17 protein-coding genes are annotated in these 14923 nt (G+C 64.2%); 7 read left to right on the plus strand and 10 right to left on the minus strand.

Annotation, left to right across the window (positions count from 1 at the left end; genetic code table 11):
• Positions 1 to 6: 6 nt before the first annotated feature.
• A complete protein-coding gene (locus B7R21_RS15815) occupies positions 7 to 2439 on the minus strand; it encodes a phosphoketolase family protein (protein WP_116284301.1) in 2433 nt (810 codons plus the stop codon).
• A 301-nt stretch (positions 2440 to 2740) separates the two neighbouring features.
• Between B7R21_RS15815 and B7R21_RS20220 the strand changes: the two genes are divergently transcribed.
• Positions 2741 to 3121 (plus strand): pyridoxamine 5'-phosphate oxidase family protein, encoded by a 381-nt coding sequence (locus B7R21_RS20220; RefSeq protein WP_172592212.1) that lies wholly within the window; start codon positions 2741 to 2743, stop codon positions 3119 to 3121.
• Positions 3122 to 3278: 157 nt separating this feature from the next.
• On the opposite strand, the gene B7R21_RS15825 is transcribed toward B7R21_RS20220, so the two are convergent.
• The 5 genes from B7R21_RS15825 to B7R21_RS15835 all read right to left on the minus strand — a co-directional run bounded on the left by B7R21_RS15825 (position 3279) and on the right by B7R21_RS15835 (position 6833).
• Complete coding sequence (locus B7R21_RS15825) at positions 3279 to 3791, minus strand: universal stress protein (protein WP_116284175.1); 513 nt, start codon at positions 3789 to 3791, stop codon at positions 3279 to 3281.
• Positions 3792 to 3879: 88 nt separating this feature from the next.
• Complete coding sequence (locus tag B7R21_RS20225; protein WP_172592213.1) at positions 3880 to 4026, minus strand: hypothetical protein; 147 nt, start codon at positions 4024 to 4026, stop codon at positions 3880 to 3882.
• Between the two features lie 440 nt (positions 4027 to 4466).
• Positions 4467 to 6044 (minus strand): heavy metal translocating P-type ATPase, encoded by a 1578-nt coding sequence (locus tag B7R21_RS15830; RefSeq protein WP_253259852.1) that lies wholly within the window; start codon positions 6042 to 6044, stop codon positions 4467 to 4469.
• Between the two features lie 53 nt (positions 6045 to 6097).
• Positions 6098 to 6310 (minus strand): hypothetical protein, encoded by a 213-nt coding sequence (locus B7R21_RS20760; protein WP_253259853.1) that lies wholly within the window; start codon positions 6308 to 6310, stop codon positions 6098 to 6100.
• Positions 6311 to 6353: 43 nt separating this feature from the next.
• Entirely contained in the window at positions 6354 to 6833 is a 480-nt protein-coding gene (locus B7R21_RS15835; protein ID WP_367379410.1) for a DUF1003 domain-containing protein, read from the minus strand.
• Between the two features lie 111 nt (positions 6834 to 6944).
• On the opposite strand from B7R21_RS15835, the gene B7R21_RS15840 reads away from it, so the two are divergent.
• Both B7R21_RS15840 and B7R21_RS15845 read left to right on the plus strand, forming a co-directional pair.
• Positions 6945 to 7619, plus strand: a complete 675-nt coding sequence (locus B7R21_RS15840; RefSeq protein WP_116284176.1) for a hypothetical protein — start codon at positions 6945 to 6947, stop codon at positions 7617 to 7619.
• Between the two features lie 147 nt (positions 7620 to 7766).
• Positions 7767 to 8252, plus strand: coding sequence for a universal stress protein (locus B7R21_RS15845; protein WP_116284177.1), 486 nt, complete (start codon positions 7767 to 7769; stop codon positions 8250 to 8252).
• 267 nt (positions 8253 to 8519) lie between these two features.
• On the opposite strand, the gene B7R21_RS15850 is transcribed toward B7R21_RS15845, so the two are convergent.
• Positions 8520 to 9425, minus strand: coding sequence for a universal stress protein (locus B7R21_RS15850; RefSeq protein ID WP_116284178.1), 906 nt, complete (start codon positions 9423 to 9425; stop codon positions 8520 to 8522).
• An 83-nt stretch (positions 9426 to 9508) separates the two neighbouring features.
• Positions 9509 to 10450 (minus strand): universal stress protein, encoded by a 942-nt coding sequence (locus B7R21_RS15855; RefSeq protein WP_116284179.1) that lies wholly within the window; start codon positions 10448 to 10450, stop codon positions 9509 to 9511.
• Positions 10451 to 10596: 146 nt separating this feature from the next.
• On the opposite strand from B7R21_RS15855, the gene B7R21_RS20905 reads away from it, so the two are divergent.
• The 3 genes from B7R21_RS20905 to B7R21_RS15865 are packed head-to-tail and all read left to right on the plus strand — an operon-like array spanning position 10597 to position 12890.
• Positions 10597 to 10719 carry a hypothetical protein gene (locus tag B7R21_RS20905; protein WP_301182568.1) on the plus strand — a complete coding sequence of 41 codons (123 nt, stop codon included), beginning with the start codon at positions 10597 to 10599 and terminating at the stop codon, positions 10717 to 10719.
• Between the two features lie 27 nt (positions 10720 to 10746).
• On the plus strand, positions 10747 to 12237 hold the full coding sequence (locus B7R21_RS15860; protein ID WP_172592215.1) for a GAF domain-containing protein: 1491 nt from the start codon (positions 10747 to 10749) through the stop codon (positions 12235 to 12237).
• Positions 12234 to 12890: a response regulator gene (locus tag B7R21_RS15865; protein ID WP_116284181.1), complete on the plus strand. Its 657-nt coding sequence runs from the start codon at positions 12234 to 12236 to the stop codon at positions 12888 to 12890. Before B7R21_RS15860 ends, B7R21_RS15865 begins: the two co-directional genes overlap by 4 nt.
• Here the strand turns inward: B7R21_RS15865 and B7R21_RS15870 are convergent.
• Positions 12839 to 13414 carry a hypothetical protein gene (locus B7R21_RS15870; RefSeq protein ID WP_116284182.1) on the minus strand — a complete coding sequence of 192 codons (576 nt, stop codon included), beginning with the start codon at positions 13412 to 13414 and terminating at the stop codon, positions 12839 to 12841. The two genes, B7R21_RS15865 and B7R21_RS15870, sit on opposite strands and share 52 nt — an antisense overlap.
• Positions 13414 to 14148 (minus strand): glucose 1-dehydrogenase, encoded by a 735-nt coding sequence (locus B7R21_RS15875; RefSeq protein WP_116284183.1) that lies wholly within the window; start codon positions 14146 to 14148, stop codon positions 13414 to 13416. The genes B7R21_RS15870 and B7R21_RS15875 overlap by 1 nt, the downstream gene beginning before the upstream one ends.
• A 181-nt stretch (positions 14149 to 14329) precedes the next feature.
• Here B7R21_RS15875 and B7R21_RS15880 point away from each other — a divergent pair, with 181 nt between their 5' ends.
• Positions 14330 to 14914: a universal stress protein gene (locus B7R21_RS15880; RefSeq protein WP_116284184.1), complete on the plus strand. Its 585-nt coding sequence runs from the start codon at positions 14330 to 14332 to the stop codon at positions 14912 to 14914.
• The last annotated feature ends 9 nt before the right edge of the window (positions 14915 to 14923 follow it).

Here is a 14923-nt window from a genome sequence, read left to right on the forward strand (position 1 = left end):
CTGCGCTCAGACGTTGTCGGCTCCCGTATCCGCCAGCGGAGGAGTCACAGAGGATTCCGTCGACCACACCCAGTCCGCCACTTCAGGGGTGTCGGCGCCGTGGGCCCGCGTGTACTCCCGGGCGTGCAGCCGTTGATCCTGCATCTCCTGGCGCAGAACGGACTGCGTTTCGGCCAGCCCGGGAACCCTGTCGATGACGTCCATCACCAGGCGGAACCGGTCCAGATCGTTGAGCATCACCATGTCGAACGGGGTGGTCGTTGTGCCCTCCTCCTTGTAACCCCTGACGTGGAGGTTGTCGTGACCGTGCCGGCGGTAGGTCAGGCGATGGATGAGCCACGGGTAGCCGTGGTACGCAAAGATCACGGGCCGGTCGGCGGTGAAGACACTGTCGTACTCCAGGTCACTGAGACCGTGGGGGTGTTCCGTGTCACTCTCCAGCCGCATGAGATCGACGACATTGACGACCCGGATCTTCAGAGACGGGATCCTTCTGCGGAGGATCGAAACTGCGGCAAGAATCTCCAGAGTGGGAACATCGCCCGCTGCCGCCATGACGACATCGGGTTCACCTCCGGCGACCTCGGTGCCGGCCCATTCGAAGATGCCGAGCCCGCGGGTGCAGTGATCGATTGCCTGATCCATGGTGAGCCAGTTGAACTCGGGCTGTTTACCGGCGACGACGACGTTGACGTAGTCGACCGAACGGAGGCAGTGGTCATAGGTCGAGAGCAGGGTGTTCGCATCGAACGGCAGGTACACCCGCACCACGTCGGATTTCTTGTTCACGACGTGGTCGATGAAGCCCGGATCCTGATGGGAGAGCCCGTTGTTGTCCTGTCTCCAGACGTGGGAGCTCAGCAGATAGTTGAGGGAGGACACGGGTCGCCGCCAGGGGATGGTGCGCGCTGTCTTCAACCATTTCGCGTGCTGGTTGAACATCGAGTCGACGATGTGGATGAACGCTTCGTAGGAGTTGATGATCCCGTGACGACCGGTGAGCAGATAGCCCTCCAGCCAGCCTTCGCACTGATGCTCGCTCAGCATCTCGACCACACGTCCAGCCCAGGCCAGGTGGTTGTCTGCATCGATGGGGAGGTACTCGGCATCCCACTGCTTGTCGGTGGCCTCGAAGACTGCGCTCAGCCTGTTGGATGCGGTCTCGTCAGGGCCGAAGATTCGGAAGTTGTGCGGGTTGGCGATGATGACGTCCCGCAGCCAGGTGCCGAGCACCTTCGTTGCCTCAGCGACCGTGCTCCCCGGCGCGGGCACCGGTTCTGCGTAGAGCCGGAAATCCGGAAGGCGGAGTTTCGTTCGGAGCAGCCCGCCATTGGCGACCGGGTTCGCGCTCATCCGCAGATTGCCTTCAGGGGCCAACGCCGTCGCCAGCGCCACCGGAGCTCCGGATGAATCGAAGAGCTCTTCGGGTCTATATGAGCGGAGCCACTCTTCGAGAAGCCGGGTGTGAGCCTCGGTATCCCGGGCATCAACCAACGGCACCTGGTGGGAGCGCCAGTTGTTCTCGGCCGGGTGACCGTCGATCTCTTTCGGGCAAGTCCACCCTTTCGGTGTGCGGAGGATGATCATCGGCCATGCGGGGCGCCCCGGAAGGGTCCCGGCGGCCGCGGATGCTTTGATCTCCGCGATGTGGTTGAGAACGGAGTCCAAGGTCACGGCAAACCGTTTGTGGACCTCGATGGGGTCTTCTCCATCGAACCCACCGGAGACGAGATAGGGAGTGTGCCCGTACCCGCGCATGAGATCGAGTAGTTCTCTTTCGGGAATGCGGGCGAGAACGGTCGGGTTCGCGATCTTGTACCCGTTGAGGTGAAGGATCGGCAGCACGACGCCGTCGTGGAGCGGGTCGATGAACTTGTTCGAGTGCCAACTCGTCGCGAGCGGCCCGGTCTCGGCCTCGCCGTCACCGACCACCGCCGCGACGAGCAGGTCCGGGTTGTCGAATACCGCACCATATGCGTGCGACAGGGAATAGCCGAGTTCGCCGCCCTCATGGATCGACCCCGGCGTCTCTGGGGAGACGTGACTGGGAATGCCTCCGGGGAAGGAGAACTGTCGGAAGAGTTTCCGCAGACCGTTCTCGCTCTGGTCGATGGTGTTGTACACCTCGCTGTATGTGCCATCAAGGTAGGCGTTCGCGACCATCCCGGGTCCGCCATGCCCCGGTCCGGTCACGTAGATGGTGTTGAGTTCCCGCTGTTGGATGGCGCGGTTGAGGTGGGCGTAGATGAAATTCAGGCCCGGTGTTGTTCCCCAGTGCCCGAGCAGCCTGGGTTTGATGTGGTCCCTTGTGAGAGGGATTCGGAGCAGAGGGTTGTCGAGAAGGTAAATCTGCCCGATCGAGAGGTAGTTGGCTGTTCGCCACCAGGTATTCAAACGGAGTAGGTCCTCGTTTGATGGATCCTGCGGGGCGCGCCACATCCACGAGTTCGGCACTGTTGAAGGAGCGAACGGGAGAGCGTCCGGCTGGTGAAGGGAGATTGCGGCGTTCATGACCATGAGACCAGTCCAGACCCACCACGGGAGAGGTGCCAGTGCCGAAAGTCCCGAAAAACCACCTGCGCTTCCCACCATAGCGAGCGGACTATCAAAACGCGCGGAACTCTGCCGAGCTGGCGATCATCAAGGAATACTCGCCCCTTCAGACCGCCTAATAAGCGCTCGGAATTGTCGAGCTCGGCCGAGCTCGAAATACGTGCCCAACAGGAAGCGAAACGCAAAAATGACCAAGTACTCCGACTTCTACGCCTCCGGAACTCCACCGGATATCTTCCCGATCAACTTCCTGGTCAAGTCCAAGGCCCTGTATTTCCGAAGAGCTCCGGGGACGAAGATTCTCGCGCTCTCCAAGCGGCGCGAGGTCGCTGTTGAGATCGATGGCACAGAAGGCGGCAAGCGGTTCAGTGTCGTCATGCGTGGCCAGGTGAGCCGGCTCAATGACGACGTCACGATCCAAGAATCCGGGCTCACGACCCTTCATACCATGACGAGCTCGGAGAAGTGGAACTACTTCATGGTCACACCCGAGACGGTCACCGGCGTCCGCTTCCAGAGCCGCCGCCGGCCCGCAGAACACGAGCCCGCTTTCGGCCAGGGCAGCTGAGCGCAGAAGGCCATCCAGCTGTCGACGTCTGGCGCTTCCATCGCGGTGGCGCACCAGGATTTCTCCAGACCGGCGAGGCCACCGGAGCGTGTGATGCTGACCTGGAAGGGTGGCCGGGCTGTGGGATGCTGCGATGGCTCACCAAGAGGTATGTTCTTCACTCGAGTTCGGCGCCAGGTCGAACATCGTGGGTGATGAGCACCGGGCAGCGCGCGCGTCCGGCGCACGCCGCGCTCACCGAGCCCAGGTCGCGGTCGTTGAGGTCCCTGCTGCCGTGGTGCCCGATGACGAGCATCTGTGATCCGGAGCTTTCTTCGATCAGCACGCTCGCGGGTTCGCCTTCCCGGACGGTTTTGCTGAACCATGACGGCGGATGGATTCCGAAGACGGAGTTCACCACGAGATTCATGGCCTTGTCTGCGTCGCGGCGTGTGTGAACGCCGGTGCGGCCAGCCGGCTCCTTCGCACTCCAGACGAGAACGGCGCGAACGGGAGCGGCGAGACTGTCGGCCAGCCGGACGGTCCGTCGGAGCGCGTAGATGCTCTGCGAGGACCCGTCGACGCCGACGAGGACCGGCGCGGACGTTCGTGGCGGGTCGCTTTTGATCGCCTGCGCCTTGGTCGGTTCGAGTTCCTGGGAGGCTGCCGTGTGGTGCGGGGATGTCGTCATAGTCAGACCATGTCACCGGGCACCGTGCCGGCTGTAGGGCACAAAGTCATCAGTTTGCAGACCCGTCAGGGTCGCCGGTCCGGCCGGGCTAGACGACGCCTGCTGTGCCCAGGAGCGTTCCGACGAGGAAGGTGGCGATCAGGGCGAGCGCGCCGCCTGCGACGACTCGCAGCGTTGCGATGAGGGCGCGGCTGCCGCCGAGGCGTGCGCCGATCGCGCCGGTCGCGGCTGTCATGGGATGGCCATGTCTTCAGACCAGACCGTCATAGCTCCGCTGTGGCCGATGAGTATCGCCTGAATCGTCGTTCCGCCCCCGACCACCAGTGCGAGCACGAGGAGCGTGACGGTAATCCACTTACGAGCACGCGTCACATCCTTCGTAATCGGGGCGCCGGAGGTGACGGATGCGCGTGTGCGCCGCTCTACGAGCGGTGAACTAGAGGAGAGCGGCGGCGATGACGACGAGTCCGATGGTCCAGGGCAGCAGGCCGTCGGCGAGTTCGGAGTGGGCCTGGATGAAGTCGTTCGATCCGACGCGGGCCTCCAGTTTTTCGCCTGATTCCTTCGAGATCGAGACAAGGACGAGCGCTACCAGGGCGGTGCCGAGCGTGAGGTAGCCGGCCCACCGCCGAAACCCCGACCGGGCCAGGGGTTACTGAGCACCGCATGCCCACGTTATGCCGCGCTTCGTCTCGCCGCCACGGAGGGTAGGCTGCGCTTGCCAGCGCTGACGGCTCGGAGGGCGTTGAGGATCGTCGCGAGGTCAATGAGCTCCTGGATACCCGCACCAAGGGTCGCGAAGATGTATCCGAACGCCGCGACGACCATGAGACCGACACTCAGACCAATGCCGAGCCAGATGCTCTGCAAAGCGATACGGACGGTGTCGTGCCCGATCTGCACGGCCCGAAGCACGACCGACACGTCATCGAGGAGGATGACCGCGGAGGCGGCCTCGCTTGCTGCAGTCGCACCGCGCGCGCCCATGGCGATCCCGATGTCGACCGACGCGAGAACGGGTGAGTCATTGACGCCGTCGCCGACCATCAGCACAGGTCGCTCTGTGATGGTCCGGACGGCCTCGACCTTGTCCCGGGGAAGACAGTCCGCGCGCACCTCGGTGATGCCGACCGCGCGGGCGACATGATCAGCGGTCGCCCGCGCATCCCCGGTGAGCATCAGCACCCGCTCGACACCGAGTCGGCGGAGCCCCGCGATGGTGCCCGCAGCTTCCGGTCGCACGGTGTCTGTCGCGATGATGGTGCCAGCGAACCGGCCATCGACGGCGGCATAGATCGCCATCTCACCCCCGGAGAGGGTCGCCGGGACTGTAGCCGGATCGACCGCTTGGATGAATGCGAGCGTTCCGACGGACACGAGATGCTCCGCGACCGTCGCTTCGACACCCCGGGCGGCTACCTCCGAGGATCGAAGCGCAGGTTGGAGGGTGAGCCTCCGGGCGGCGGCAGCCTCGACGATGGATGCGGCAAGCACGTGGGACGACAGCTGCTCCGCGGACGCAACGAGGGTCAGCAGCTCGGTTTGGCTCCACGGCGGCAGGGTATTGATCCGGGTGATACTGGGGCGGCCTTCGGTGAGGGTGCCTGTTTTGTCGAAGACCGCGGTGCGTGTCCGGGCGAGCATCTCGAGCACTCCCCCGCCCTTGACGATGATGCCCTCCCGGGCTGCGCGGCTCATCCCTCCCATGAAGGCGACCGGAGCTGCGAGCAGGAGCGGGCACGGTGTCGCGAGCACCAAGACGTCCGCGAAACGCACCGGGTCCCCCGAGAACGCCCACGCCATCCCCGCGAGCAGAAGCGATATGACGGTGAACGGAAGCGCGTACCGGTCTGCGAGACGAACGACCGGTGCCTTATTGATTGCGGCTTGTTTCACCAGGGCCACGATGGCCTGGTACTGGCTGTCTGCTGCTCTCGCGGTTGCTATGATGATCGCCGACGTGTTGCCGTTCACTGACCCGCTCAGAACCTGTTCGCACTGACTCCGTGTCCGGGGCAGACTCTCCCCTGTCAACGATGACTCGTCAAACGCCGCTGACGAGGAATCCAGGGTGCCATCTACGGGGACCACCTCACCTGATCGGACGAGAATTCGATCCCCGATCCGCACGTCCGCCGCAGTGATGTCCTCGGCGTCGGAGGATCCCGGCTGGAGACGGTGCGCCGTCTGCGGTTCCCTGTCCAGAAGCTCGGTGAGCTCGCGCTGGGCGCGTCCCGCAGCGAAGTCCTCCAACGCTTTCCCGCCGGCGTGTCTATGGCAGCCTCAGTGGAGACCACCTGGGCAATCTAAGCCGAACCCACCGCAACGGTCGACATGATGGCGATGATCGCGAGAACGTCGATGCCGAACTGACCCTGGCGCAGCCGACCGATCATCTGCGCGAACTGGATCCCGGCGATCGTCAGCGCGAACACGCCGAAAGGCCACCGTGCGACCTGGTCGAAGCCCGCCAGCCAGAGCACGCCACCGATGACCCCGACGGCGACGGTCAGGGTCACGACAGGGTAGCGGCGCCATAGCCGGGAAGGAGCGCGTTCCGGATCAGGCACGGGCGGCGGCGGAAGTCGCGAAGGCGTTGACGAGTTCTGTGAGTTCGGTGATCATCTGCAGATGTTGTTCGCCGAGCTGAAGGAGCCGGTCGATCTCTGTCTTTGACGCCACGTTGGTATCGAAGTCGTGCTTCGCCATTGCTGCGCTGATGGAGTCCTGCCGCTTCGCCGCGATCAGGAGGATCGCACCCTGAAGACCGGCGAGCATGGAGAGGAAGAGGTTCAGAAGAATGTAGGGGTAGGGGTCCCACGACCCATCTTTCAGCGCGATGGTGTTGACGCCTGCCCAGACACCCATCAGGGTGATGAATATGCCGATGAACGGCCAACTGCCCATCCCGTTCCGCAGCGCGTCGGCGGCGCGCTGACCTGTCGTGAGGCCGGCCTCGTGCTCTGTGTGCCAGTTCGGCATCTGACTCAAACGTGCCTTGGTTTCGTGAGCATGGTGCGCGGAAGTGTTGCTGGTTCGCATAGGTGAAGTTTCGCCGCGCCGTCAGCCGCTGGACAGAGCCGAAGGTCCCACGCCTGGTTTGTGGGACCTTCGGCTCTAGGGTTCCAAGGTCGCCGGGTGGACGCTCGGAACATGACACTTCTCCCTGCGACCGATTCGTCCGCGCGTGAGACGCGGTTGCGACGCGCCATCACCCTCCCGCAACCGGCAACCGACCCGAGAGGCCTGGCTGCTTCCCACCGGGACGGCGTCTCCTCTGCAGATGCAGCTTCGCGGTGGCAGGTCAGCTCCCGCGCCAATCTCGAGAGAGTTTTCACCCGGATCATCACCGCCCTGAGCCTGAGCGCCCACGGCCAGACCGCAGCGAAACAGTTCACGATCTTCCTCCGCCACAGCGCTCCCCACATCTCGAGGGTTGAAGCGGACCAGCCGTCGTCGATCTTTGGCCAGCCGGTGCACAGTGCCTCTCGACCCATCGGCACAGCCCTGATCGTCAGCGCACCCTCGTGCGACCCGTTCATCGTGACGGAGAACATCGCTGCCGCCCTGGTCGCCCGAAACTGCGTCGAGCTCGCCCTCTTCGAGCAACCCGAACCCGAACTCTCGGCGGTCATCGCCGCACTGCAGCAAATCCTTCCGGAGGGGGTGTTCTCCGTGTTGCACGACCGGGCGGGCTGGGGCGGACGGGGACCGGAAACGGCGATCATCATCCTCACCCCTGATCAATGGTTCTTGACGAACAGAGACCGGGTCCGATCCGGTGTCCCTGTCTCGCCGCGGGCGATGGTTGGGTTCTACAGCCGATGATTCAAGACGAGGAAACGATCGAGCACCGGGGACGGGACATTCAGCAGCTACCCGACGCCGTGCACATGCGAGCACCGGGCGAGCTTGCGGACACGGTTCTCTGCCCCCACACGCTTCGGAACGACGGAGCGCGCCTCGCTCGGTCTCATGCTGGCGGGCGTGTCTCATGGTCCCATTGCGCTTATTCCTGATCATTGCACTGACACTGCAGCCCCGGTCACCGTCGCCGTTGACGGCTCACCTGCGTCTGTGGACACAGCCGTGTTCGCTGCCCGTGATGTCGCGCTCTCGGGGCGTGAGTTGCGCATGATCTATGCTTGGCCAATTCCGCCGAGCTGGGAGGACATACTCCCCGATTCAGCATCTCTCAGGAAGCTGAAGCAGACCAACCAGCTCATCCTTGACCGGTGCAGAGAGGCCGTTCAGGCGGCGGTTCCTTGCGCGCGCATCTCGGGCGAGTTGGTCAGAGGACCAGTGGTCCGCTCTCTCCTGCATGTTGCCGCCTGCTCTTCCCTGTTCTTTATCGGCAGCCGCCAACAGCACGGACTCCGGCGTCTCCTGAACGGCTCCGTCAGCCATGCAGTGCTACTCGATCTCGCCTCACCCACCATCGTCGTCATGGCCAGAACCTGACAAAAGGCCGCCCGGGCCGGGAGATAGTTCGCTGGAACAAAGATCCCACCGACAGCAGGGACCACGCCGAGGCTCAGAGCGACAGCACTGATGATCCGAGCCGCAAGACGAGCGAACCCGCCGCGGCCCCGCGAACCGTTGACAAGCAACCGGGCGTGCTGCGAGCGGCGGACCAACTCGGCCATCGGGTGCGCCATCACCGCTTCACGGGTCACCCGCACGCGCTCGAGCCGTCGATTGCGACAATCACGGGGGTGCTCACCTGGGTCATAGGTCGGGGTGCGCGGCGGCGCTCTTGGGTACGACGGCGACGGGGCAGTGGGCGTGGGATGCGCATTCGGAGCTGACCGAGCCGAGCATCAGGCCGGCGAACCCACCGCGGCCACGGGAGCCGACGACGAGGAGGCGGGCATGCTCGGAACGTTTGATGAGCTCCTCGGCCGGTTGCGACATGGCCGCAACAAGGGTGACCGTTGTGCCGGTGTGCTCCCCGATCCGGTGAGCCGTCTCGGTGATGAGGTCCCGGCGTACCCGCGCGGTCACTTCATCGAACGAGGGCACGTATCCGAACTCTTCATTGAACTGCGGCGGGATCCGGTCGATGCTCCACGTCCGCACCACCTCGACGGGCGCGCCGAGCTTCTCGGCGTAGTTCAGCGCCCATTCGAGGGCGTCGTCACCGTTGGCGGATCCGTCGTGACCGACGACGATCGGCGCCCCGGCGGAGGTGGCGGTGAGGTCGTTGTGTTCGCGGACAATCATCACGGGGCTGTGAGCGTGTGCGGCGCACTGGGCGCTGACGGAACCGAGGAAGAGCCCGGCGAAGCCGCCGTGCCCGCGGCTACCGACGACCAGCAGCTCGGCTGTTTTGCTTGCTTCGATCAAAACCTTCGCTGCAGAACCCTCAGCGACCTCCTGTTCGTACCAGTCCGGCAGGTCGTCGCCGAACACTTCGCGTGAGGATTCCTCGAGCTGGAAACGAGCGTCTTCGCCTAGTGACCACTCGAGCATGAAGGGGCTGTAGGTGTTGACGTTGCTCCACACCGAGATGGCGCGGAGCCGTGCGTTGTGTGTCTCGGCGTAGTTCTTCGCGGACTGGAGGGCCGCGACGGAGGATCTGGTGCCGTCGACGGCGACGATGATGAGGGCGGTGGGTTCTTCGCTGTTTTGCATACTTCAACACTGCGGTGCCGAAGCGGCCCCGAGTAGAGCCGAAGGTCCCCACCCTGTTCGGACCCGGGAGACGCCGGCGAGGGTCAGTGGTGTGCTGTGACGTCACGCATCTTGTGCGCGAACGTTCGGCGCCGGATCGGAAGGGTGTCGTGGATGACGACGGTGGGGCCGCCGAGGTTCAGCAGGACATCGTGAACGGTGGAGCCGACCGTTCCAGGAAGGCTCGCATTTCGGTGAGAGCGGCCGATGATGAGTAACGAAGCTGCGGCGGATACGTCGATCAGGCCCTCAGCGGCGGGCCGATGCACACTCCGAACCCGGATCGAGAGCTCTGGCTGCGCCTGCCCGGCAACGACCTTCGCGTCGGCGAGGACCGTTTCTGAGAGGAGGGAAGCGAACTGGGTAGCTTGGGACTGCTCTTCTGGCGTTCGTGGGGTGGTAGTTCGGGGTGCTTCCCAACAGTGCACGATAGTGAGTTCGTGACCGTCTCGGGCTGCCTCCGCGGCAGCGAACCGGATGGTCTCTTGCCCCTCTGTCGCATCTCCGACCCCAACGACGACACCGCCGCGGCGACGGTTCGCGAAGTTGGGGATGAACGCGACGGGGCTTGAAGCTCGGGCGGCGAGCTGTATGAACTTCGATCCGAAAACACGACCCTGAACGAACCCGGTCTTATGGGTGCCGACCGCAACCATGACCATGTGTTCCGACGCGGCAGCGAGTTGCTCCAGAGGATCGCCCTGCAGCAGCAGGGCGGTGACCGGGACATGATTTTCGATGAGGTGCGCAAAGTCGAGTTCGGCCTGCAGGAACGCGTTGCCGGTCTGCTGAATTTCGGCTTCGATATGCTCCGGAGGAACGGTCAGAGAATCCTTGACGATATGGGCCAGAACGACGCTAGAGCCCGTGGCTGCAGCGCGGTGCATGCTCCACCTGATCGCGGCCCGGCTCGGCGCGGAACCGTCGACCCCGACCACGATCGACTCTGCGGGGTGACTGTTCAACGTGTTCCCGATTCGACTCATGAACCGAGGCTGACAGAGCACCGGGCGCCTTGGCAGAGTCGAAAGTCCCGATCCTGTGCGGCGAACAGTTCTGAGGGAGTAGCCTTACGGCGTTGCTTCAGACCACGCGGCAGCGGCCCTCGGCCGCGCAGGAGAAGGAGCGAATCATGCCTCACAACATGACCACCGAGACCAGGCTGCGGGCACTTCTGAAAGCGAACCGGGCGGTCGTCGAGCAGCTCGACCTTCCCACAGTGCTCCGCCGGATTGTCGAGGCTGCTGTCGATTAGGTGGGGGCGCAATATGGAGCGCTGGGCGTGATAGCACCCTCGGGCGGGCTGGACCAGTTCATCCATGTCGGGATGACCCCGGACGAGGTGAACACGATCGGACACCTGCCCGAGGGAAAGGGTCTCCTCGGCGCGCTGATCGATTCCCCGCACTCGATCCGGTTGGTCACGATCGGCAACGACCCGAGATCCTCCGGGTTCCCGGGTGGGCACCCCCGGATGGACAGCTTCCTCGGTGTGCCCGTCCGGGTGCGAGATGAGGTCTACGGCAACCTCTACCTCAGCAGTCAGGCCGCCGGGCAATTCACTGACGAGGACGAACAGCTCGTCACCGCTCTTGCCGCGACCGCGGGCATCGCTATTGAGAACGCCCGCCTGTTCGCTGAGACGAAGAGGCGTCAGGCGTGGTCCGCCGCATCGGCCGAGATCACGGCTGCGCTGTTGTCGGGTGAGCGGCATGATTCGATCGCGCTGATCGTCAACCGTGTCTTCGGGCTGTCAGGCGCTGATTTGGTCTGCGTGCTCCTCCCGACCGACAAGCCCGGCGCCCTCGTCGTTGAAACCGCGTTGGGTCTCAGCGAGTCTGACGTGCATGGCGCCCGGGTTTCCACCGCGCACTCTGTCTCCGGGTCAGTGCTCGAGGGCAAGCAGCCCAGACTGCTTGACGACAGCAATATCGCCCTCCCCGGCCACGTGAGGCTCGGGCCGGTGATGGCGGTACCGCTGATTTCTGCGGGAACGGCCGAGGGTGTTCTGTTCCTCGCCCGCGCGCAGGGCGCCCAACTCTTCACCATCGCAGACCTCGAGATGGCGGCCGACTTCGCCGGCCAGGCCAGTGTCGCCATGCAACTCGGCCGGGCCCGCGGCGACAGGCAAAAGCTTGCCCTCCTCGAAGACCGCGGCCGGATCGCGAGGGACCTGCACGATCACGTCATCCAAGAGATCTTCGGCACGGGCCTTGAACTGCAAAGCATCGCGGGGCGGGTGCAGAACGAGAGCCTCTCCGAGCGGATCGGTCAGACGGTTGCGAACCTGGATGCGAGCATCTCACAGATCCGGACGGTGATCTTCGCTCTCTCCGCGCCGGTCGAGAAGACCCGGAACACGATCCGGCACTCGATTATCGACATTGTGAACGAGCTCGCCCCAAGCCTCACCACAACCCCGTACGTCAGCTTCTCCGGCCCCGTAGACCTGCTCGTCACCGGTGACCTCGCGGGAGACGTTACTGCGGTTGTGCGTGAGTCGCTGACGAACACGGCCAAACACGCCTCGGCTGAGCATTCGTCTGTGGCACTCACCGCGGCGGAGGGTCACATCACGCTAGAGATCACTGATGACGGACACGGAAGCCCGGCCACCACCCGTCGGAGCGGGCTGGCAAACATAGAAAAGCGCGCGACGATCCGCGGCGGAACATCGGAGTTCCACTCCTCTAGCACGGGCACTGTTGTGCGGTGGCGAGTGCCCTACTTCCTCACACCCAGTACTCGTACGGAGAATGGTCTGAACCTGTGATCCGTGTGTTCCTGGTCGACGACCACGAGTTGGTGCGACGCGGCATCGCGGGCCTTCTGGGACTTGAGCACGACATCGAGATTGTCGGTGAAGCCGGCACCGTGCACCAGGCAGAAGTACGCATCGCCGCAACCCAACCCGACGTTGTCCTCCTCGACGTTCGGCTGCCCGACGGTAGCGGCATCGACCTGTGCCGGGAAGTCAGATCCGCCAGCCCGAACATTCGCTGCCTGATCCTTACCGCCTACGACGATGACGACGCCATCGACGCGGCAGTCCTGGCTGGGGCTGCCGGCTACGTCTTGAAGGACATCAGGGGTAGCGGATTAGTGGAGACCCTCCGAAAGGTCGCAGCAGGCAAGCAGCTACTCGACCCCCTCTTGATGCGGAAAGTCGTCGAACGGATTGTGGCCCCCACCGGTAACAGCCGACTTGATGCTCTGACAGACCGTGAGAAACAGATTCTCCCCCTCATCGCTGACGGGCTCACAAACCGAGAGATCGGAGTGCAGCTGTCGTTGGCTGAGAAGACGGTGAAGAACTACGTCTCAGGGCTACTGAGCAAACTCGGGCTGCAACGCCGCACCCAGGCCGCGATCCTTCACCTCGAGTCCCGACCGGCAGGCACACGCACGGTCGAAGATCGGGTGTAGAAGTTGACCAGCTCGTTCGTGGGCGAGCTGCTCGCAGGGTCCCGGAACCGCACACGGGGTTCGTCGTTCAGGAACGCATCCGTCTCCGTGAGCACGACGACCGTCGGGTTTGCGCTGGTGATCTGCCACCCCGTGCGCTCTGACACGACCCGGAACCGACTCTCGGGCAGCACGTCTTCCAGAATGAGGAGAAGAACCAGCAGAAGTGCGCAGGGGGGTTCGAACAGGGCCAGCTCTACAGTGTTCCCGGCTGCGAGGCACGCTGCAACGTGTTTCGCAACGGCTGCTGTGCTGCAGGTGGGAGCGCAGACGATCATCGTGCTACCCAGCGGACTCGCGCCGCTGATCGTCACCTCCCCAGCCGCCCTGGTGACGAACGCCGGCCGGGTGTTCTGCTGGCACTCCGCGGCGCGGTAGAACTGCTCCGCGATGCGCGCGCAGTCGGCGATCCGGCCCAGATCAGTGGTCGTCTGGGGGCTGACGGTCACGAGCCGGTCCCCGATGACGACGAATGAATTCCGCATCAGGCGTGCGGGATCCCGGCGGTCAGACCGCCGTCGATGACGAACTCAGACCCGGTCGAGTACCGGGATTCGTCGCTGGCCAGAAACAGCACCAGCGAGGACACCTCGGACGGGTCAGCGGCCCGGCCTATTGGGATCTGCAGTTGATCGGCCGAGATGCCGGCCGTCATGGGTGTGGTGATGAACCCGGGATGTACGGAGTTCACCCGGACCCCGGACGAACCGATTTCGACAGCGACGGATTTGGTCAGGCCGCGGAGGGCGAACTTCGTTGCGACGTAGGCGTGCAGGTTCGCGCTCCCGCGGAGCCCCTCGACGGAGGAGATGTTGATGATCGAGCCGCTGCCCTGCTCGACCATCTCCGCAACGCATGCCTGGATGCCGAGGAACGCGCCGGTCAGGTTGATATCGATCGTCTTCTGCCACAACCGAAGCTCGAACTCAGCGATCCGTGCCCCGGTAGCGATGCCGGCGTTGTTGACGAGGACGTCGATCGTGCCGAAGCGTTCCTTCGATACGATCACCGCAGCCGCAAACTCATGCTCCTGTGTCACATCGAGGTGCACGAACAGGGCTTTCTCGCCGAGCTCCGCAGCAAGCGCGATGCCCTCGGCATCAAGGACATCACCGATGATGACCGATGCGCCCTCAGCGATAAGGCGGCGGGCGTGGGAGGCACCCATGCCGCGCGCCCCTCCCGTGATCAGTGCGACTTTCCCTGCTACCCGGTTCATCAGGTACCCCTCATCCCGGCAGGGACACTCGCCCCACCGCTATGACTCTGCCCGGCACAGCCCACCCGTGAGTAGTGCCATTGGTCCCACCGCATGAACTCGCCCAGCCGACCGGTTGCGTTCTGAGGGTTGTGACCAAAGACCCTGTTTGAGGGTCTTCGACCGGTGCGAATCTGACACCATGACATTCCCCACGGCACCCGAAACGCATGACCGAACGGTTCCCCCGACCGGTGAAGAAGAACCCGACGGACGGGTATCCCGGTTCGGCGTCGACGGCACTGGCGTCACGACTGATGAATACAACACTGCCGTCGCCTTCGACAAGCAGGCCAACCTCGTCCGCACCACCCGCATCGTCGTCGGACTCGACGGCTCCCCCTCGTCCCTAGCGGCCCTCCGGAAAGCGGTGACCCTCGCAAACGGATCCCATTCGGCCGTGCAGGGAGTTGTCGCCTGGCAGATCCCCAACGGATACGGGGGCTACAACTTCACCGACTGGTCCCCCGAGACCGACGCGCTACAGATCATGACCAGAACGGTCAAAGACGTGTTCGAGGGCACCGCGCCGGAGTGGTTCACCCCCACTGTCAGGCAGGGCAACGCCGCCGCAGTGCTCATCGAGCTGAGCAAGGGCGCCGAGATGCTTGTGGTCGGTAGCCGTGGCCACGGCGGTTTCGCCGGCCTCCTCCTTGGCTCGGTCAGCACCGCGTGCGCCGGGCACGCCCACTGCCCCGTACTCGTCATGCACGACGACGGCGCCTAAACCCACCGC

Source organism: Subtercola boreus (genome assembly GCF_003399625.1).
Taxonomy (GTDB): Bacteria; Actinomycetota; Actinomycetes; order Actinomycetales; family Microbacteriaceae; genus Subtercola; species Subtercola boreus_C.

Coding starts and splice junctions, on each gene's coding strand:
- B7R21_RS15815 (WP_116284301.1), bottom strand. CDS start 2,439: ATGTGGCGCGCCCCGCAGGATCCATCAAACGAGGACCTACTCCGTTTG.
- B7R21_RS20220 (WP_172592212.1), top strand. CDS start 2,741: ATGACCAAGTACTCCGACTTCTACGCCTCCGGAACTCCACCGGATATC.
- B7R21_RS15825 (WP_116284175.1), bottom strand. CDS start 3,791: ATGACGACATCCCCGCACCACACGGCAGCCTCCCAGGAACTCGAACCG.
- B7R21_RS20225 (WP_172592213.1), bottom strand. CDS start 4,026: ATGACAGCCGCGACCGGCGCGATCGGCGCACGCCTCGGCGGCAGCCGC.
- B7R21_RS15835 (WP_367379410.1), bottom strand. CDS start 6,833: ATGCGAACCAGCAACACTTCCGCGCACCATGCTCACGAAACCAAGGCA.
- B7R21_RS15840 (WP_116284176.1), top strand. CDS start 6,945: ATGACACTTCTCCCTGCGACCGATTCGTCCGCGCGTGAGACGCGGTTG.
- B7R21_RS15845 (WP_116284177.1), top strand. CDS start 7,767: ATGCTGGCGGGCGTGTCTCATGGTCCCATTGCGCTTATTCCTGATCAT.
- B7R21_RS15850 (WP_116284178.1), bottom strand. CDS start 9,425: ATGCAAAACAGCGAAGAACCCACCGCCCTCATCATCGTCGCCGTCGAC.
- B7R21_RS15855 (WP_116284179.1), bottom strand. CDS start 10,450: ATGAGTCGAATCGGGAACACGTTGAACAGTCACCCCGCAGAGTCGATC.
- B7R21_RS20905 (WP_301182568.1), top strand. CDS start 10,597: ATGCCTCACAACATGACCACCGAGACCAGGCTGCGGGCACTTCTGAAA.
- B7R21_RS15870 (WP_116284182.1), bottom strand. CDS start 13,414: ATGCGGAATTCATTCGTCGTCATCGGGGACCGGCTCGTGACCGTCAGC.
- B7R21_RS15875 (WP_116284183.1), bottom strand. CDS start 14,148: ATGAACCGGGTAGCAGGGAAAGTCGCACTGATCACGGGAGGGGCGCGC.
- B7R21_RS15880 (WP_116284184.1), top strand. CDS start 14,330: ATGACATTCCCCACGGCACCCGAAACGCATGACCGAACGGTTCCCCCG.